Raw genomic sequence first — 15,700 nt, forward strand, 5'->3', positions numbered from 1 at the left:
ATTCTAGCCTGTTGATGTGTCGGATGGGCGGTCGGCTGCCGGTCGGACGGCCGTTCCTGAGTGTCTGTTACGACTAACCTTGTCTGTTGGGCACGACAATAACAATCAAGGAGAACGGCACATGAGCTTGTTCAGTTTTCTAAAAGAGGCCGGGGAAAAGATCCTCGACGCAATTACGCCTGGTGATGCGAATGCCTCGGGTGAGGCGCTGAAGAAACACATTTCAGCAGTCGGGTTAGGCAACCCTAATGTTCAGGCCACCGTGGATGGCGGCAAGGTGACGGTCACCGGTGAGGTTGCCAGTCAGGAAGAGAAGGAAAAAATCCTGCTGACGCTGGGCAATATCGAAGGTGTGGAAACGGTAGACGACCAGATGACTATTGCAGCCGGTGCGGCGCCTGTGACTGCCGCGAAGTTCGTGACTGTGGAGAGGGGCGATACATTAAGTGCCATTTCCCTGCGGGTTTACAAAGACCCGAACAAATACCAGAAAATCTTCGAGGCCAACAAACCGATGCTCAAGGATGTGGACAAGATTTATCCGGGGCAGGTGTTGAGGATTCCCGAGTAGTGCGCCTCGATCCCTGTAGGAGCCAACTTGTTGGCGAGGCGGCCGAACCGACGACATATATGCATCGGTCATTACAGCGTTTCGCCAACAAGTTTGCTCCTACAGGGGTCGCGTTTGGATGGGTTCTACAACCCCTCAATCAACTCCCGATAATCCTTCACCGCCGCAAACTCTTCGGTGTCTTTCGGCCCTTTCTGGCTGTTCGGTTCGCTGACCGCCAGCAAATGACCGATGCCGAAACTACGGGCGCTTCGCAGGATCGGCAGGGTATCGTCGATAAACAGGCTGCGCGCCGGATCGAAGGCAATGTCAGCTTGAAGCGCGTCCCAGAAGTGCGGACTTTCCTTGGGGAAACCGTAGTCGTGGGAACTGATCAGGCGTTCAAAGTACGGCGCCAGCTCAATCCGCTCCATTTTCAATGACAGCGAATCCCGGTGCGCATTGGTGATCATGATCACGCGCTTGCCGGCCTGCTTGATAGCGGCGAGAAATGTTTCGGCGTCTGGACGCAAGGCAATCAGGTCGGCGGTTTCCACCTTGAGGTCGCGTACTGACAACTTTAGCTCGGCGCTCCAGTAGTCCAGGCAATACCAGTTGAGCGTGCCCGCATTCTTTTCGAACAGCGGCTTCATCTCCAGCAACGCCATCGCCAGACTGACTCCGTGCAGTTCGGCATAGCGCTGCGGCAAATGTTGCAACCAGAAGTGCTCGTCGTAATAAAGATCGAGCAGGGTGCCGTCCATATCGAGCAGAACGGTATCGATGTCGCGCCAGGGCATTAAAGGCATTCGGGTCTCGCAAGGTATTGATGGGTGAAGTCAGCATATCCGAGACAGACAATCGGAAAAGCCACGGTATAGTAACCCGTCCACGCAAAGGAGCCTGACATGCGCCAGAAACCCACCGTACTTGCCCGCGAAATCGTCGCCAGTAGCCGTTTGTTCCGTGTTGAGGAGCTGCAATTGCGCTTCGCCAACGGCGTTGAGCGCACCTATGAGCGATTGGTCGGGCGCGGTAATGGTTACGGCGCCGTCATGATTGTGGCAATGCTGGACGCTGATCATGCGGTGCTGATTGAAGAATATTGCGGTGGCACCGATGAATATGAGCTGTCCCTGCCCAAGGGGCTGATTGAGCCAGGCGAAGACGTGCTGGCCGCCGCTAACCGTGAACTCAAGGAAGAAGCAGGCTATGGCGCACGACAACTGGAACACCTGACCGAGCTTTCTCTGTCACCTGGCTACATGAGCCAGAAAATTCAGATAGTGCTGGCTTCCGATCTCTATGAGGAGCGTCTGGAGGGCGACGAGCCTGAGCCAATGCGCGTGGATAAAGTGAATTTGCGCGAGCTGTCGAGTTTGATCGAACATCCCCAGTTCAGTGAGGGCCGAGCGTTGGCCGCGCTGTATCTGGCGCGTGATTTATTGACCCAGCGTGGACTGTTTTTGCCATGACCGATGTTTTCAACGACTTGCCACACCCGCTTCTGGAACCTGTTATCAAGCTTGTCCGCCTCGCCGGGGAAGTAATCCTGCCGCACTGGCGCGCCAATGTGACCGTGACCTCCAAGGCTGATGACTCACCTGTCACGGCGGCGGATCTTGCCGCCCATCAGCTACTCGCCGAAGGCTTGCTGGCGCTGGCGCCGGATATTCATGTGCTGTCCGAAGAAGATGCCGATATCCCGCTGAGCGAACGCGCGAAGTGGGAGCGTTGGTGGCTGGTCGATCCGCTGGACGGCACCAAGGAGTTTATCTCCGGCAGTGAAGAGTTCACCGTAAACGTCGCCCTCATAGAGAATGGTCGTGTCGTGTTTGGTGTGGTTTCGATGCCAACCAATAATCGCTGCTACTTTGGAGGGGCCGGATTAGGCGCGTGGCGCAGCGATGACGATGACCACGTGACGCCGATCACCGTGCGTCAGGAACCGGGCGCCGGCCATGACTTCACCGTAGTTGCCAGTCGCCGTCATACCAGCCCTGAGCAAGAGCGTCTGCTGGCCGGTTTGTCTGCTGCGGTCGGACATTTGCACCTGACTAACATAGGCAGTTCGCTGAAGTTCTGTTTGTTGGCTGAAGGGGCTGCCGATTGCTATCCCCGGCTGGCACCGACGTCGCAGTGGGACACCGCTGCCGCGCAAGGTGTGCTGGAAGGTGCGGGCGGAGAAGTACTCGAACTGTCTGGCGAGCCTTTCAGCTACCCGCCCCGTGAATCCCTGTTGAACCCATTCTTTTTGGCGCTGCCTGCCGGGGCGCATTGGCGAGAGAGTTTGCTGGAGTTGGCTCGCAGCTAAGGCTCGTGCTTATGCGCTTAGCTACGGTTGGAGTGCGGCGTCCTGTGGGAGATTCTATGTTTGCCCACAAGCACTACGGCCAATCACCACACCGTAGTACCGGCTAAATCCAGTCCTACGGGATTGCGTAGATCCTGTGGGAGTCGCCCCGGTGTCCCTGACACCACGCTGTCGCGCAGCAAACACGGACCCTGTAGGAGTGAGCTTGCTCGCGATTCGGTCTGTCAGTCGATGAATATATTGCCTGTGCTGACGCGATCGCGGGCAAGCGCGCTCCTACAGATGAAAAAAGTACTCCAAATCAAATAGTTGTAGTTTGTTTGATAGGAGCGAGGCTTGCCCGCGATAGGGACACCGCAGATATCAGCACATCGAGTGCAGCCTCATCGCGGGCAAGCCTCGCTCCCACAGACCGCGTTGCATCTCACTCACCGATGCAACACAAACTGCCCGATAAAACGTACCGCCTCCTGATCACTTCCCTGCGCACAAATCCGCGTTGGTAACGTCAACCGCGCCCGGCCGCGGCGTTGATAAGTGGTGACAAACTTTTCCCAGACGGCTTCATCCGGCGCGTCGCAAATCGCCACGGCGTCTTCGCGAACCGGCGAGGGATAGCTGATCTGGCCGTCCTGAATCACGATGTGACCACCTTCGATACCGGCCTCTTTAAGGCGCAGGTGCAACCATCCCCAGCCCGCCAGCACGGCCCCGCAGTAAAGACTTCCGCCAAATAAAGTGCTTTTGTGATTGATGTTGGGGGCGAGCGGTAAATGCAGCCGCAGTTGGTGATCCTGCCAACTCAAGACTTTTACGCCCATCGCCAGGGTGAGCGGGATGTCGTGATGCAACACCTGCTCCAGTGCAGCGGCCTCTTGTGACATCTCGTTACCCTCGGGCTTCATTCCTGCTCATCCGCGCCGCCGCCGAAGCTCAGTCCGTGTTTGCGCAGTTTGTCGTGCAGGGTTTTACGCGGCAGGCCGAGTGCCTCCGCGAGGCTGCGCACGGAGCTGTGCGGCCGGGTCAGCTCGGCCGCGATCAAGGCACGTTCGAAGCTTTCGACCTGCTCGCTGAGGCCCCCCGTGATCGTCGGCACCACCGGCACTTCGTTACCTTCCAGAGCAAGCTCCAGGCCCAGAGCAAAACGCTCCGCGGCGTTTTGCAGCTCACGGACATTGCCCGGCCAGGTGTGGCGCAGCAAGAGGGCGCGTTGCGCGGGCTGCAGTTCATGTTTGGGGAGTCCGTGGCGCATGCTTGCCGCATCTGCATAGTGCTGGAACAGCATCAGCGCATCTTCGCCGCGCTCACGTAACGGCGGTATGCGCAGCGGTGCAACATTGAGTCGGTAATACAAGTCGGCACGGAAGCGACCTTGATCCGCCGCCTGACGCAAATCCTCTTTGGTGGCCGCTATTACCCGAATATCCAGCGGGATTTGCTGATTGCCGCCCAGTCGCTCGACCATTCGCTCTTGCAACAGGCGCAGCAGTTTGACCTGCACGTCCATGCTCATGCTTTCGATTTCATCGAGGAACAGCGTGCCGCCATTGGCGAATTCGAACTTGCCGATGCGGCGTTTCTGCGCGCCGGTAAAGGCACCAGGCTCATGCCCGAACAGCTCGCTTTCGACCACGGATTCTGCAAGCGCCCCCGCGTTGATCGCGACAAATGGCCCGGTGCGGCGATTGGACAGATCATGCAGCGCCCGCGCCACGACCTCCTTGCCCGCGCCGGTTTCCCCTAGGATCAGCACGTCGGCTTTGGTTGCGGCCAAGGCACCGATCTGCTGACGCAGGCGCAGCATGGGCGCCGACTGACCGACCAGCCGTGCGCTTAATTGCTGCCGGTCGCTCAACGCCAGGCGCAGGCTTCGGTTATCCAGCACCAGACGTCGCAGTGCCAATGCCCGGCGCACGCTGTCGAGCAGCGCATCGCTGGCAAACGGTTTTTCCAGAAAGTCGTAAGCACCGGCGCGCATCGCCTGCACGGCCAGTGGTACATCGCCGTGGCCTGTAATCAGCAGGACTGGTAATTCCGGGTCTCTGCCATGCAGATCGCTCAACAATTCGAGGCCATCCATGCCCGGCATGCGAATGTCGCTGACCACTACGCCCGGCCAGTCGCGTTCGATGCGAGCCGCAAGGCCGTTGGCTTCCGGCAGCGTCAGGACTTTCAGTCCGGCCAGATCCAGCGTCTGGCTCAAGGCCTGGCGCAAGTGCGGGTCGTCGTCGATCAGCACTACCTGAATCTTGCTGTCGATGGCGGTCATGCAGATAAGTCCTCTGGCGGTTGAAGGTTGACTCCGGATGCGCCGTCTCTCAGACGCAGCGTCAGCAGTGCGCCTCCGGTCGGGTGATTATCGAACAGCAGTTCACCGCCCAGCGCGCGCATCAGGGTATCGCAGATCGCCAAACCGAGCCCAAGCCCCTGAGTCCGGGTCTTGGTGGTAAAGAATGGCTCTCGGGCGCGAGCCAGGGCTTCCTGCGTAAAACCGGGGCCGTTGTCCCGAATGAACAGATTGACGCCATCCGGCGTCTGTTCAGCACTGATCCATATTTTGCGCGGCGGCCCTTTTTCAGTCAGCGCGTCCAACGCATTGGCCAGCAGGTTGCCGAGTACCTGACGCAGCCTCGTTTCGCCGGCCTGGACCCACAGCGTGGCGTCGGGCAGGTCGCGAATCAGTTCGACTTCCATGGCGCGACGCCGCTTCGCCAGCAGCGATAGCGTATCGTCCAGCGCAGGTTGCAAGGCGACGCTTTCCGGCGCGTGGCGGTCGCGACGGGCGAAGGCGCGCAAGTGCGCGATGATCGACGCCATGCGGCCCGTCAGTTCACCGATCTGCTTGAGATTGCCCCGCGCGTCATCAGTACGTGAATGATCCAGCAGAACCTCTGCGTTCTCCGCGTAACTGCGGATCGCTGCCAAAGGCTGGTTGAGTTCGTGGCTGATGCTGGCGGACATGGTGCCCAATGCAGACAGTTTTCCGGCCTGTACTAATTCATCCTGGGCGCGAACCAGCTCCTGTTGCGCCTGCTCGCGCTCAAGGACTTCCTGTCTGAGACGGCTGTTCAAGCCTTCCAGGTCGCTGGTGCGCTCTACCACCCTGACTTCCAGCTCGCGCCGGGCCTTGGCTTCGAAAGCAATACGATCCAGATAATGCCGACGCCGCTGGATCAGGATGCCAAGCAGCAGCATGACCACCAACAACGCTGCGCCGCCGACGGCAACGACCGTGCGTACCGGGCGATCGATCAACGCACGAGGGGCCAAAATGTTCACGCTCCAGCCGGTCTCTTCGATCTCCTGGCTTTGAGTCAGCCAGGCGTTGTCATCGAGCAGCAGCGGACGTGGATCGCGGGTCGGGTAGGGCTGGATCGCCACGATGGCTTGTTTTTCTTCTTCGCTCAGGGCACGGGTCGAGCGGAAGCGCCATTCAGGCCTTGAGGTCAGAACGACGACCCCGTTGTGGTCGGTGAGCAGCAGTTGCTCAGGGGTTTTACCCCACAGGTTTTCGGTGTGGTCCAGATCAATCTTGACCACCAGTACACCAATCACTTTGCCGCTTTCGCGCACCGCGGAGGCGAAGAAGTAACCACGTTTTGCCGAGGTGGTGCCCAGACCGAAGAAGCGCCCCAGATTACCCGCCATAGCGTCGCTGAAATACGGGCGAAAAGCGAAGTTGCGGCCGACAAAACTGTCGCGCTTGTCCCAGTTGGACGCGGCAATTGTCGTACCGTCTGCATTCATCAGGTACATGACTTCAGCGCCAGTCTGGCGAACGATGGTTTGCAGCAAATGGTTGGCAGCCTCCTGCGGGGCGCTACCTTGCGGAGCTTTCAGTGCGGCGGGCAGGTCCGGCAACTGACTGAGAATCTGCGGCAGGGTTTCGTAACGGTGCAGCGTACCCAGCAGGTTGGCAACGTAGAGGTCCAGCGTCTGCCGGTTCTGGCTGACCAGTTCGTTACGGTAATAACGCTCCGCCAGATGCTCCAGCGGCCATAGCAGCGGCGCGAGGCAGAGAGCCAACAGCGCGAGGCTTCGCCAGCGTGGGCGGGGTGGGAGTGTGGAGTTTTTGGTCATTGTTGAACTGCGCTAAGGGTCGGCTTTCTGTAGAAGATGTCGCGGTATCACGAAGCAAACATTGACCCTGTAGGAGCGCACGAGCACCGCGAGGCCGCGATGGCGGTGTATCAGACAAACCGCCATCGCGGCCTCGCGGTGCTCGTGCGCTCCTACAGTTCCGGTAAGGCCCCGAATAATGCAGAACTACTACTGCTCAGCCAGGCACTCCAGTAACGCGCTGTGCCAGTCCGGCTGTTGCACGCCCCATTCGCGTTCGAGAAGGCTGCAGTCGAGCCGTGAGTTGAGCGGGCGAGCGGCGGGTGTCGGGTAGGCGCTGGACGGAATCGCTTCCAGTGCTGCGCACTTTTTGCCTTGCACGCTTAACTGCTCGGCAATGGCCTGAGTAAAACCAAACCATGACGTTTCGCCGCTGGCGGTCAGGTGATACGTGCCCCAGGCGCCTGGTTTCCCGTCACGCCAGTGTTCGATCAGCTGGCGCGTACTCTGCGCGATGGTTCCGGCCCACGTGGGCGCACCTACTTGATCGGCCACGACGTTCAGCGAATCACGCTCCTGTAGCAGACGCTGCATGGTCAGCAGGAAATTACGGCCCGTGTTGGAATAAACCCAACTGGTGCGCAATATCAGATACTGCCCGCCGACGTATTCGATAGCCTGTTCGCCTGCCCACTTGCTGGCGCCATAAACACCCAAAGGTGCGGGCTTGTCCTGCTCGATCCACGGCGTGGTTTTGCTACCGTCGAACACGTAGTCCGTCGAGTAGTGAATCAGCGGGATGCCCAGTTCTTTTGCCTGATCGGCAAGCATGCCAACGGCAATCGCGTTAACGGCAAGCGCTGTTTTCTGGTCAGTTTCAGCCTGATCCACTGCGGTATAGGCTGCGGCGTTGATGATCAGGTCTGGCTTTAAATCCTGGATCTGGTCGAAGTCAGCCATCTGATCGCTCAGGTCCAGTTTGTCGCGGCCGAGGACGATCAGTTCGCCCAGCCCCGCCAGGGTCTTCTGCAGCGCTTGGGACACCTGGCCGCTCTGGCCGATAATGACGATTCTCAGTGGCTTGCTCATGGAAACAGGTCAGCCTCTTTTAATGCTCTGCCGTTTTGATCTTTGGCCGACAGTTGCGGCCTGCCGTCCAACTGCCAGTCGATAGCCAGATCGGGGTCATCCCAGCGGATGCAGCGCTCTGCGGCCGGCGTGTAGTAGTCAGTCGTTTTGTAGAGGAATTCTGCGTAATCGCTGAGCACTACAAAACCATGGGCAAAGCCTGCCGGGATCCATAGTTGGCGAGCGTTTTCGGCAGATAGTCTGACGCCGACCCAGCGGCCGAATGTAGGCGAGCTTTTGCGAATGTCCACGGCAATGTCCAGAACCTCACCGGCCGTCACGCGTACCAGTTTGCCCTGAGCATTTTCGATCTGGTAATGCAGGCCGCGGAGTACGCCTTTGGCCGAGCGGGAGTGATTGTCCTGCACGAAGCTCAGGTCACGCAGCCCGGTGGCGTCAGCGAATGCTTTGGCATTGAAGCTTTCGTAGAAAAAGCCTCGTTCGTCACCAAATACGCGTGGCTCAAGAATGAGTACTTCGGGGATCTCACTGGCAATTACATTCAACGGCTTTCCCCTGCAAGTTTGAACAGATACTGACCGTAGCCGGTTTTGCCAAAATACTGAGCGCGTTCCAGCAGATGTTCACGATCGATCCATCCGTTCTGATAGGCGATCTCTTCAAGGCAAGCGACTTTCAGGCCCTGGCGGTGCTCAATGGTCTGCACGTATTGCGAGGCTTCCAGCAGGCTGTCATGCGTACCGGTATCCAGCCACGCGAAACCACGGCCGAAACGCTCAACGTGCAGGTCGCCGCGCTGCAAGTAGGCATTGTTGATGTCGGTGATTTCCAGCTCTCCACGGGGCGAAGGCTTGACGTCCTTGGCAATGCGGATGACTTCGTTGTCGTAAAAATACAAACCTGTCACTGCATAGCTGGACTTGGGTGCCTTCGGCTTCTCTTCGATGGACAGCGCCCGGCCGTTCTCATCGAAATCGATAACCCCGAAGCGTTCCGGATCCTTGACCCAATAGCCAAAGACAGTGGCACCGTTTTTCTGATCCCTGGCAGTCTTGAGCTGTTCGCCGAAGTGCTGCCCGTGGAAGATGTTATCGCCCAGAATCAGGCACACCGAATCATCGCCAATGAACTCCTCGCCGATCAGGAACGCCTGCGCCAGACCATCCGGGCTGGGTTGTTCGGCGTACTGTATGCGTACGCCAAACTGGCTGCCGTCACCGAGCAGGCTGCGGTACTGAGGCAAGTCCAGAGGTGTCGAGATGATCAGGATGTCCTGAATGCCGGCCAGCATCAGTACCGAGATCGGGTAGTAGATCATCGGTTTGTCGTAAATGGGCAGCAGTTGCTTGGAAACACCGAGAGTAATGGGGTGCAAGCGCGTGCCCGAGCCTCCTGCCAGGACGATTCCTTTGGTCATGCGATCAGATCCTTTGAATCGGTAAAGCCCAGTCGCTGGCCTTGATAGCTGCCGTCCTGTACGCGGCGGCACCAGTCCAGGTTGTTCAGGTACCACTGCACGGTTTTGCGCAAACCGGATTCAAATGTTTCCTCTGGGGTCCAGCCCAGCTCGCGTTCAATCTTGCTGGCATCGATGGCGTAGCGCTGGTCGTGACCCGGACGATCCGCCACGTAGGTGATCAGGTCCGCATAGTGGGCGATGCCCTCAGGGCGCGAAGGTGCCAGCTCTTCCAGCAGCGCACAGATGCCTTTGACCACGTCGATATTCGTCTGCTCGTTATGGCCGCCGATGTTGTATGTCTCGCCAACAACACCCTCAGTGACCACTTTGTACAAAGCGCGGGCATGGTCTTCGACAAACAACCAGTCACGCACTTGCAGGCCGTTGCCATACACCGGCAATGGCTTGCCCGCCAGGGCGTTGAGAATAACCAGCGGGATCAGTTTCTCCGGGAAGTGAAACGGTCCGTAGTTGTTGGAGCAATTGGTCACGACTACCGGCAGTCCGTAAGTCCGCTGCCAGGCGCGAACCAGGTGATCGGATGCAGCCTTGCTGGCCGAATACGGCGAGCTTGGCGCATACGGCGTGGTTTCAGTGAACAGATCATCGACGCCATGCAGGTCGCCATACACTTCATCGGTGGAAATATGGTGAAAGCGGAACGCCTCGCGCTCGGCTTCCGGCAGCTTCAGCCAGTAACCGCGTACGGCTTCCAGCAGGCTGTAAGTGCCGACGATGTTGGTTTGAATAAACTCGGACGGACCGTCGATGGAACGGTCGACGTGGGACTCGGCCGCCAGATGCATGATGGCGTGCGGCTCGAATCGGGCGAGCACTTCGCTGACTTTGGCCTGATCGCAGATATCAGCCTGTACAAACTCATAGCGGGTATCAGTCGCAACGCTAGCCAGCGACTCGAGATTGCCCGCGTAGGTCAGTTTGTCGAAATTGAGTACTTCGTGATCGGTATTTTTTATCAGGTGGCGGATCAGCGCCGAGCCAATGAAGCCCGCGCCGCCAGTTACAAGTATTCGCATAAGTTTGCCTTGTGCCTTTCAGGTCTTTAACACGTATGGAGCATAGCTTGTGGGTGCGAAGCGATGCGTGCAAGCACCATCAATCAATAATCGCCCACGATTTAATGAAAACAACTGATCATATGTGCATTTAACGTCATTAAACCGTCGCCCGGTCTGACTGTCTTTAATGATTTTGTAGTCAGACTCCGTCACACCTATAGTTGCCGTGTTGTGAAATTCATTCGCTACCTATAACAAGACCGAGGTTCCTGAATGCCGCTCGCCACGTTGATTCGTCGTTCCAGTCTGCCTTGTCCTGAGGTCAGCGCCGAGCAGGCACTGCTTTTGCTGGAACACCATTACGGACTAAGCGGCACGCTGAAAGAACTCGGCAGCCAACAGGATCGCAACTTTCTGCTGGATACCGGTGAGCAGCGGTTTGTGCTGAAGATATGCCACGGGGATTATTCCGCGCTGGAGCTGGCCGCACAACATGCAGCATTGAGTCACCTGGCTGATAACGCTCGGGTCAGAGTTCCTGGAGTAAGACTGACTGATTCGGGCGAGCAACTGCTGTCGCTGGAGGTTGGCAGTCATGCTGTGCACGTCCGGCTGCTGGAGTTCATCGACGGTCAGGCCTTAAGCCATCTGAAGCATCTATCGCTTGATGTCGTGACGGGCCTTGGCGAGCTGTGCGCACACGTCGATCGCTCCCTTGCCAGCCTTGAACATCCGGGGCTGGAGCGAGTACTGCAGTGGGATCCGCGTCACGCTCAGGCCGTGATCAAGCATCTGTTGCCAGTCATTGATAACGAAGACGAGCGTGCCTGTCTTGCACAAGCAGCTGAACAGGTGCAGCGACGTTTGATCCCGTTGATCCCGAAGTTGCCTGTGCAGCCGGTGCACCTGGATATCACCGAATACAACGTGGTCTGGACGCGAAATGCTCACGCGCATTGGCAATTGCAGGGCCTGATCGATTTCGGCGATCTGGTCAGTACCTGGCGGGTGGCAGATTTATCGGTGACGTGTGCGGCGTTGCTGCATCACTCCGGCGGCGATCCGTTGTACATCTTGCCGGCCATTCGGGCCTATCACGCGATCAATCCGCTGCAACATGAAGAGCTTCAGGCGTTATGGCCGTTGATTGTCGCCCGCTCGGCAGTATTGGTGCTCAGCAGCGCGCAGCAGGCCGAAGTCGAGCCTGACAATGCTTACATCCAGGCGAATATCGACAGCGAATGGGCCATTTTTGATGTGGCGACGTCAGTGCCGCTGGCCTTGATGGAGGCTGCGATTCTTGCGGCCGTCAATGTTCGCGATCCATTGATTCCTACTGTGGATTATCGACCGCTGTTGCCGAGCCTGAGCGGGCGAGAGTTTCGGTTGGTGGACCTGGGTGTGCTCAGCGAACACTTTGCCGCAGGTAACTGGACGCAGAACGGCATCGACGAACTGTTACTCAAACAAGCGGCGCAGGCCACAGGGCAGTCGGCAAGCCGGTTTGGAGAATATCGGTTGTCGCGCACGGTGATTGACAGCGCCAAAGAGCCAGAAACGTTCGCCTTGCATGTCGAGCTGCACCTGACGACAGCCGCGGCGCTTCATGCGCCATTCAACGGTACGCTCAGGCTGACCGCCGACGCGGCTTTGTTATTGGTGGGCGATCAAATAAGCCTGAAAATCTGGGGCGCAGCGCTGGAATTGACGCCGGGGGCCAGCGTTCTGGCCGGTGAGGTGATCGGCCACGGTAACGGCTCACTGCTGCTGCAGCTGTGTTCTGCCCCGGACCTTGGTCCGCCACTGTTCACCACGCCTTCCTGGGCTGATGCATGGAAGGTGTTGTGTCCTTCACCGGCTGCGCTGTTGGGGTTTGATTGCGACGCACCTTCACTGCCGGATTCCGCAGAATTGCTGGCGCGTCGCGACGCCAGTTTTGCCCGCTCGCAAAAGCATTATTACCAGGCACCGCCGCAGATCGAACGAGGTTGGCGCAACCACCTGATCGACATGCAGGGTCGCTCCTACCTGGACATGCTCAACAACGTTGCCGTGCTGGGGCACGGTCATCCGCGCATGGCCATTGAGGCAGGGCGGCAGTGGTCGCTGCTCAACACCAACTCGCGGTTTCATTACGCGGCGATTGCCGAATTTTCCGAGCGTTTACTCAAGCTGGCGCCGGAAGGCATGGATCGTGTGTTTCTGGTCAACAGCGGCACCGAGGCCAACGATCTGGCAATCCGTCTTGCCTGGGCTTACAGCGGCGGGCGCGACATGCTCAGCGTGCTGGAGGCTTATCACGGCTGGTCAGTAGCGACCGATGCAATTTCGACGTCGATTGCCGACAACCCTCAGGCCCTCAGCACCCGTCCGGACTGGGTGCATCCCGTGACGGCGCCGAACACTTATCGGGGCGAGTTTCGGGGTGCAGACAGCGCGCCGCAGTACGTACGGAGTGTCGAGCATGTCCTGCAGCAACTGGCGGCGCAACAACGCCAGGTCGCGGGCTTTATCTGTGAGCCGGTGTATGGCAATGCGGGCGGGATTTCTCTACCGCCGGGTTACTTGCAGCAGGTTTATCAGAAGGTCAGGGAACAGGGCGGTGTGTGCATCGCTGACGAAGTGCAAGTTGGCTACGGCCGTCTGGGTCATTATTTCTGGGGCTTCGAAGAGCAGGGCGTGGTACCGGACATCATTACGATGGCCAAAGGCATGGGTAACGGTCATCCCTTGGGGGCCGTGATTACCCGTCGCGAAATTGCCGAAGCGCTGGAGGCTGAGGGGTATTTCTTCTCCTCGGCGGGCGGCAGTCCGGTCAGTTGCCGGATCGGTATGGCGGTGCTGGACGTCATGGAGGAAGAAAAGCTCTGGGATAACGCTGAGACAGTGGGCGGGCATTTCAAGGCCCGGCTGCAAGCCTTGATCGATATCCATCCACTGGTCGGTGCCGTTCATGGCATGGGCTTTTATCTGGGCGTTGAATTGGTGCGTGATCGCCAGAGCCTGGAGCCAGCGACCGAAGAAACAACTTACCTGTGCGACCGGCTGCGGGATCTGGGCATTTTCATGCAGCCAACCGGCGACTATCTGAACATCCTGAAAATCAAACCACCGATGTGCACAACCCGGCAGAGCGTGGATTTTTTTGTGGATAGTGTGTCGAAGGTGTTGGCTGAGCTGGAGTGATCGCTGACGCCCTCGCGGCGGAAGGCTCTCTTATAAGCAACATGCAAATTACTGGATTGAAATACATTTTCTGTAGGAGCTGCCGAAGGCTGCGAAGCATTTCTTCTGAGACACTGCGATCGCAGCCTTCGGCAGCTCCTACATATATAAATTGCAGATTTGTATCGATTTTTAAGACTGAAATATATTTTTATTTCCTGTTTTTAGCTTTTAAACCCGATTTTTATCGTCTATAAAGTCGCCAACTATCGATTTTCGATTCGACGCCTCACTGGAGTCCTGATCACCCATGACCACTCTCAACAGCACGCCACGCGCCGACGGTTTCCATATGCCCGCAGAATGGGCTCCTCAGACCCAGACCTGGATGGTCTGGCCTGAGCGTCCGGATAACTGGCGTCTGGGTGGCAAGCCGGTTCAGACTGCCCACGTTGCTGTTGCCAAGGCCATTGCGCGCTTCGAGCCAGTAACCGTTGCGGTTTCGGCTGCCCAGTACGACAACGCGCGTGCACGCCTGGATGTGCCGAATATCCGTGTCGTGGAAATCAGTAACGACGACGCCTGGGTGCGTGATACCGGCCCGACCTTCGTGATCAACAATCAGGGCGAAGTACGTGGCGTGGACTGGGACTTCAATGCCTGGGGCGGTTTCGACGGTGGTCTGTACGCTCCGTGGAATCTGGACTCGCAGCTGGCGAGCAAGGTGCTGGAAATCGAGAGATGCCCACGCTATGCGACCCCAGGCTTCGTTCTGGAGGGCGGTTCGGTTCATGTCGATGGCGAAGGCACGCTGATCACCACCGAAGAATGCCTGCTCAATCGCAATCGTAACCCGCACCTCTCTCGCGAAGAGATCGAAGCGATCCTCAGCGCCAATCTTGCCGTGGATAAGGTGATCTGGCTTCCCGACGGGCTGTTCAACGACGAAACCGACGGGCATGTCGATAACTTCTGCTGTTACGTACGACCGGGCGAAGTATTGCTGGCCTGGACCGATGATCCCAAAGACCCCAACTACCCACGTTGTCACGCGGCGTTGAGTATTTTGGAAAACACCCGGGATGCCAAGGGCAGGGCATTCATCGTTCACAAGATGCCAATCCCGGGGCCTTTGTTCGCCACCGAAGAAGAATGCGCAGGCGTCGATCAGGTGCATGGCAGCCAGGAACGCAACCCATCGGTGCGCCTGGCGGGTTCTTATGTGAACTTCTTGATTGTAAACGGCGGGATCATCGCCCCCAGCTTTGACGACCCGATGGACGGAAAAGCCCTGGAAATACTGCAACAGCTGTTTCCGGAGCACGAAGTGGTCATGGTTCCGGGGCGCGAATTACTGTTGGGTGGCGGCAATATTCACTGCCTGACCCAGCAACAGCCAGCGCCTCATCGGGGCTGATTTGTGAGGCGCGGTTACATTCGCGTTACATAGTTGGCTTCGTTCTTGCTGTGATCAAGCCCATCCAGGTGATGGGCTTTTTTGTGGGGTTACGTTTCTGACGTCTTGCCTTCTGGATGGGGCGACGGCCGGTTTTGAAACGTTCTCCACTTAGCCTTTCTGTCACAAAGGGTCAGTACATTGAGCCCCTCACGACTTAAGAGGTTGTCCTATGAACGCAGGTCTAGAGCATCGCGCTCGTAATTTGTCTGCTAGTAGCGAAGCGCGCCAGATGATGGCTGACTGGTTAAGGACGACCAGTATGCGCAAACCTCAACGCCCGGATGTGAGGCAGATGCTTCTGCAGCGCTACCCCGCGGGGCTCTTCAATGAAGCCGAACTTGAAGCGCTTTTGAGCGTACTCAAGGATGAAAGCCCCTCCAAAAGCGGTCCTACGAGACAGTTATAAGCATAGAAAGTTTCGCAAATTGACAGTTTTATGACCGGCGGATACGATTTGCGTCCTCCGCCTGTGGCCATTGCGCCATGTACGTGCATCAGTAGTCCACTGCGATGATTTCGTGCGGGCTTCACGAATATGACATTCGGAAGCCGCAGACACCCCTTGGGTTGTCGCCACAGTGCGCGA

13 protein-coding genes are annotated in these 15,700 nt (G+C 57.9%); 5 read left to right on the plus strand and 8 right to left on the minus strand.

Features of this window, described 5'->3' with window-relative positions:
• Nucleotides 1-121: 121 nt before the first annotated feature.
• Nucleotides 122-571, plus strand: coding sequence for a peptidoglycan-binding protein LysM (gene lysM / locus RX972_RS03265; protein WP_316872539.1), 450 nt, complete (start codon nt 122-124; stop codon nt 569-571).
• A 125-nt stretch (nt 572-696) separates the two neighbouring features.
• On the opposite strand, the gene yrfG is transcribed toward lysM, so the two are convergent.
• Nucleotides 697-1,359 (minus strand): GMP/IMP nucleotidase, encoded by a 663-nt coding sequence (yrfG, locus tag RX972_RS03270; RefSeq protein ID WP_255882093.1) that lies wholly within the window; start codon nt 1,357-1,359, stop codon nt 697-699.
• A 99-nt stretch (nt 1,360-1,458) separates the two neighbouring features.
• Here yrfG and nudE point away from each other — a divergent pair, with 99 nt between their 5' ends.
• Nucleotides 1,459-2,025: an ADP compounds hydrolase NudE gene (gene nudE, locus RX972_RS03275; protein WP_027899933.1), complete on the plus strand. Its 567-nt coding sequence runs from the start codon at nt 1,459-1,461 to the stop codon at nt 2,023-2,025.
• Complete coding sequence (gene cysQ, locus RX972_RS03280) at nt 2,022-2,864, plus strand: 3'(2'),5'-bisphosphate nucleotidase CysQ (RefSeq protein ID WP_316872540.1); 843 nt, start codon at nt 2,022-2,024, stop codon at nt 2,862-2,864. The genes nudE and cysQ overlap by 4 nt, the downstream gene beginning before the upstream one ends.
• A gap of 428 nt (nt 2,865-3,292) precedes the next feature.
• Here the strand turns inward: cysQ and RX972_RS03285 are convergent, their stop codons facing one another.
• From RX972_RS03285 to rfbB, 7 genes are all read right to left on the minus strand, one after another.
• A complete protein-coding gene (locus RX972_RS03285; protein WP_410478190.1) occupies nt 3,293-3,769 on the minus strand; it encodes a thioesterase domain-containing protein in 477 nt (158 codons plus the stop codon).
• Nucleotides 3,766-5,133 (minus strand): sigma-54-dependent transcriptional regulator, encoded by a 1,368-nt coding sequence (locus tag RX972_RS03290; protein ID WP_099268401.1) that lies wholly within the window; start codon nt 5,131-5,133, stop codon nt 3,766-3,768. The genes RX972_RS03285 and RX972_RS03290 overlap by 4 nt, the downstream gene beginning before the upstream one ends.
• A complete protein-coding gene (locus tag RX972_RS03295) occupies nt 5,130-6,944 on the minus strand; it encodes an ATP-binding protein (protein ID WP_027898129.1) in 1,815 nt (604 codons plus the stop codon). The genes RX972_RS03290 and RX972_RS03295 overlap by 4 nt, the downstream gene beginning before the upstream one ends.
• Nucleotides 6,945-7,133: 189 nt before the next feature.
• Nucleotides 7,134-8,012 carry a dTDP-4-dehydrorhamnose reductase gene (gene rfbD / locus RX972_RS03300; protein WP_316872541.1) on the minus strand — a complete coding sequence of 293 codons (879 nt, stop codon included), beginning with the start codon at nt 8,010-8,012 and terminating at the stop codon, nt 7,134-7,136.
• The gene (gene rfbC, locus RX972_RS03305) at nt 8,009-8,557 is read right to left on the minus strand and encodes a dTDP-4-dehydrorhamnose 3,5-epimerase (RefSeq protein WP_316872542.1); all 549 of its coding nucleotides are present in this window, start codon (nt 8,555-8,557) and stop codon (nt 8,009-8,011) included. Before rfbC ends, rfbD begins: the two co-directional genes overlap by 4 nt.
• Nucleotides 8,554-9,429 (minus strand): glucose-1-phosphate thymidylyltransferase RfbA, encoded by an 876-nt coding sequence (gene rfbA, locus RX972_RS03310; RefSeq protein ID WP_099268405.1) that lies wholly within the window; start codon nt 9,427-9,429, stop codon nt 8,554-8,556. The genes rfbC and rfbA overlap by 4 nt, the downstream gene beginning before the upstream one ends.
• Nucleotides 9,426-10,508 carry a dTDP-glucose 4,6-dehydratase gene (gene rfbB / locus RX972_RS03315; RefSeq protein WP_099268406.1) on the minus strand — a complete coding sequence of 361 codons (1,083 nt, stop codon included), beginning with the start codon at nt 10,506-10,508 and terminating at the stop codon, nt 9,426-9,428. The genes rfbA and rfbB overlap by 4 nt, the downstream gene beginning before the upstream one ends.
• A gap of 255 nt (nt 10,509-10,763) precedes the next feature.
• Here rfbB and RX972_RS03320 point away from each other — a divergent pair, with 255 nt between their 5' ends.
• Entirely contained in the window at nt 10,764-13,676 is a 2,913-nt protein-coding gene (locus tag RX972_RS03320) for an aminotransferase (RefSeq protein ID WP_316872543.1), read from the plus strand.
• Nucleotides 13,677-13,965: 289 nt separating this feature from the next.
• Nucleotides 13,966-15,072 (plus strand): agmatine deiminase, encoded by a 1,107-nt coding sequence (gene aguA, locus RX972_RS03325; RefSeq protein ID WP_316872544.1) that lies wholly within the window; start codon nt 13,966-13,968, stop codon nt 15,070-15,072.
• Nucleotides 15,073-15,700: the final 628 nt, after the last annotated feature.

The sequence above is a fragment of the Pseudomonas syringae group sp. J309-1 genome (genome assembly GCF_032582135.1).
Classification (GTDB): domain Bacteria; phylum Pseudomonadota; class Gammaproteobacteria; order Pseudomonadales; family Pseudomonadaceae; genus Aquipseudomonas; species Aquipseudomonas quasicaspiana.

Coding starts and splice junctions, on each gene's coding strand:
- RX972_RS03320 (WP_316872543.1), top strand. CDS start 10,764: ATGCCGCTCGCCACGTTGATTCGTCGTTCCAGTCTGCCTTGTCCTGAG.
- rfbD (WP_316872541.1), bottom strand. CDS start 8,012: ATGAGCAAGCCACTGAGAATCGTCATTATCGGCCAGAGCGGCCAGGTG.
- yrfG (WP_255882093.1), bottom strand. CDS start 1,359: ATGCCTTTAATGCCCTGGCGCGACATCGATACCGTTCTGCTCGATATG.
- lysM (WP_316872539.1), top strand. CDS start 122: ATGAGCTTGTTCAGTTTTCTAAAAGAGGCCGGGGAAAAGATCCTCGAC.
- RX972_RS03285 (WP_410478190.1), bottom strand. CDS start 3,769: ATGAAGCCCGAGGGTAACGAGATGTCACAAGAGGCCGCTGCACTGGAG.
- aguA (WP_316872544.1), top strand. CDS start 13,966: ATGACCACTCTCAACAGCACGCCACGCGCCGACGGTTTCCATATGCCC.
- rfbA (WP_099268405.1), bottom strand. CDS start 9,429: ATGACCAAAGGAATCGTCCTGGCAGGAGGCTCGGGCACGCGCTTGCAC.
- nudE (WP_027899933.1), top strand. CDS start 1,459: ATGCGCCAGAAACCCACCGTACTTGCCCGCGAAATCGTCGCCAGTAGC.
- cysQ (WP_316872540.1), top strand. CDS start 2,022: ATGACCGATGTTTTCAACGACTTGCCACACCCGCTTCTGGAACCTGTT.
- RX972_RS03290 (WP_099268401.1), bottom strand. CDS start 5,133: ATGACCGCCATCGACAGCAAGATTCAGGTAGTGCTGATCGACGACGAC.
- RX972_RS03295 (WP_027898129.1), bottom strand. CDS start 6,944: ATGACCAAAAACTCCACACTCCCACCCCGCCCACGCTGGCGAAGCCTC.
- rfbB (WP_099268406.1), bottom strand. CDS start 10,508: ATGCGAATACTTGTAACTGGCGGCGCGGGCTTCATTGGCTCGGCGCTG.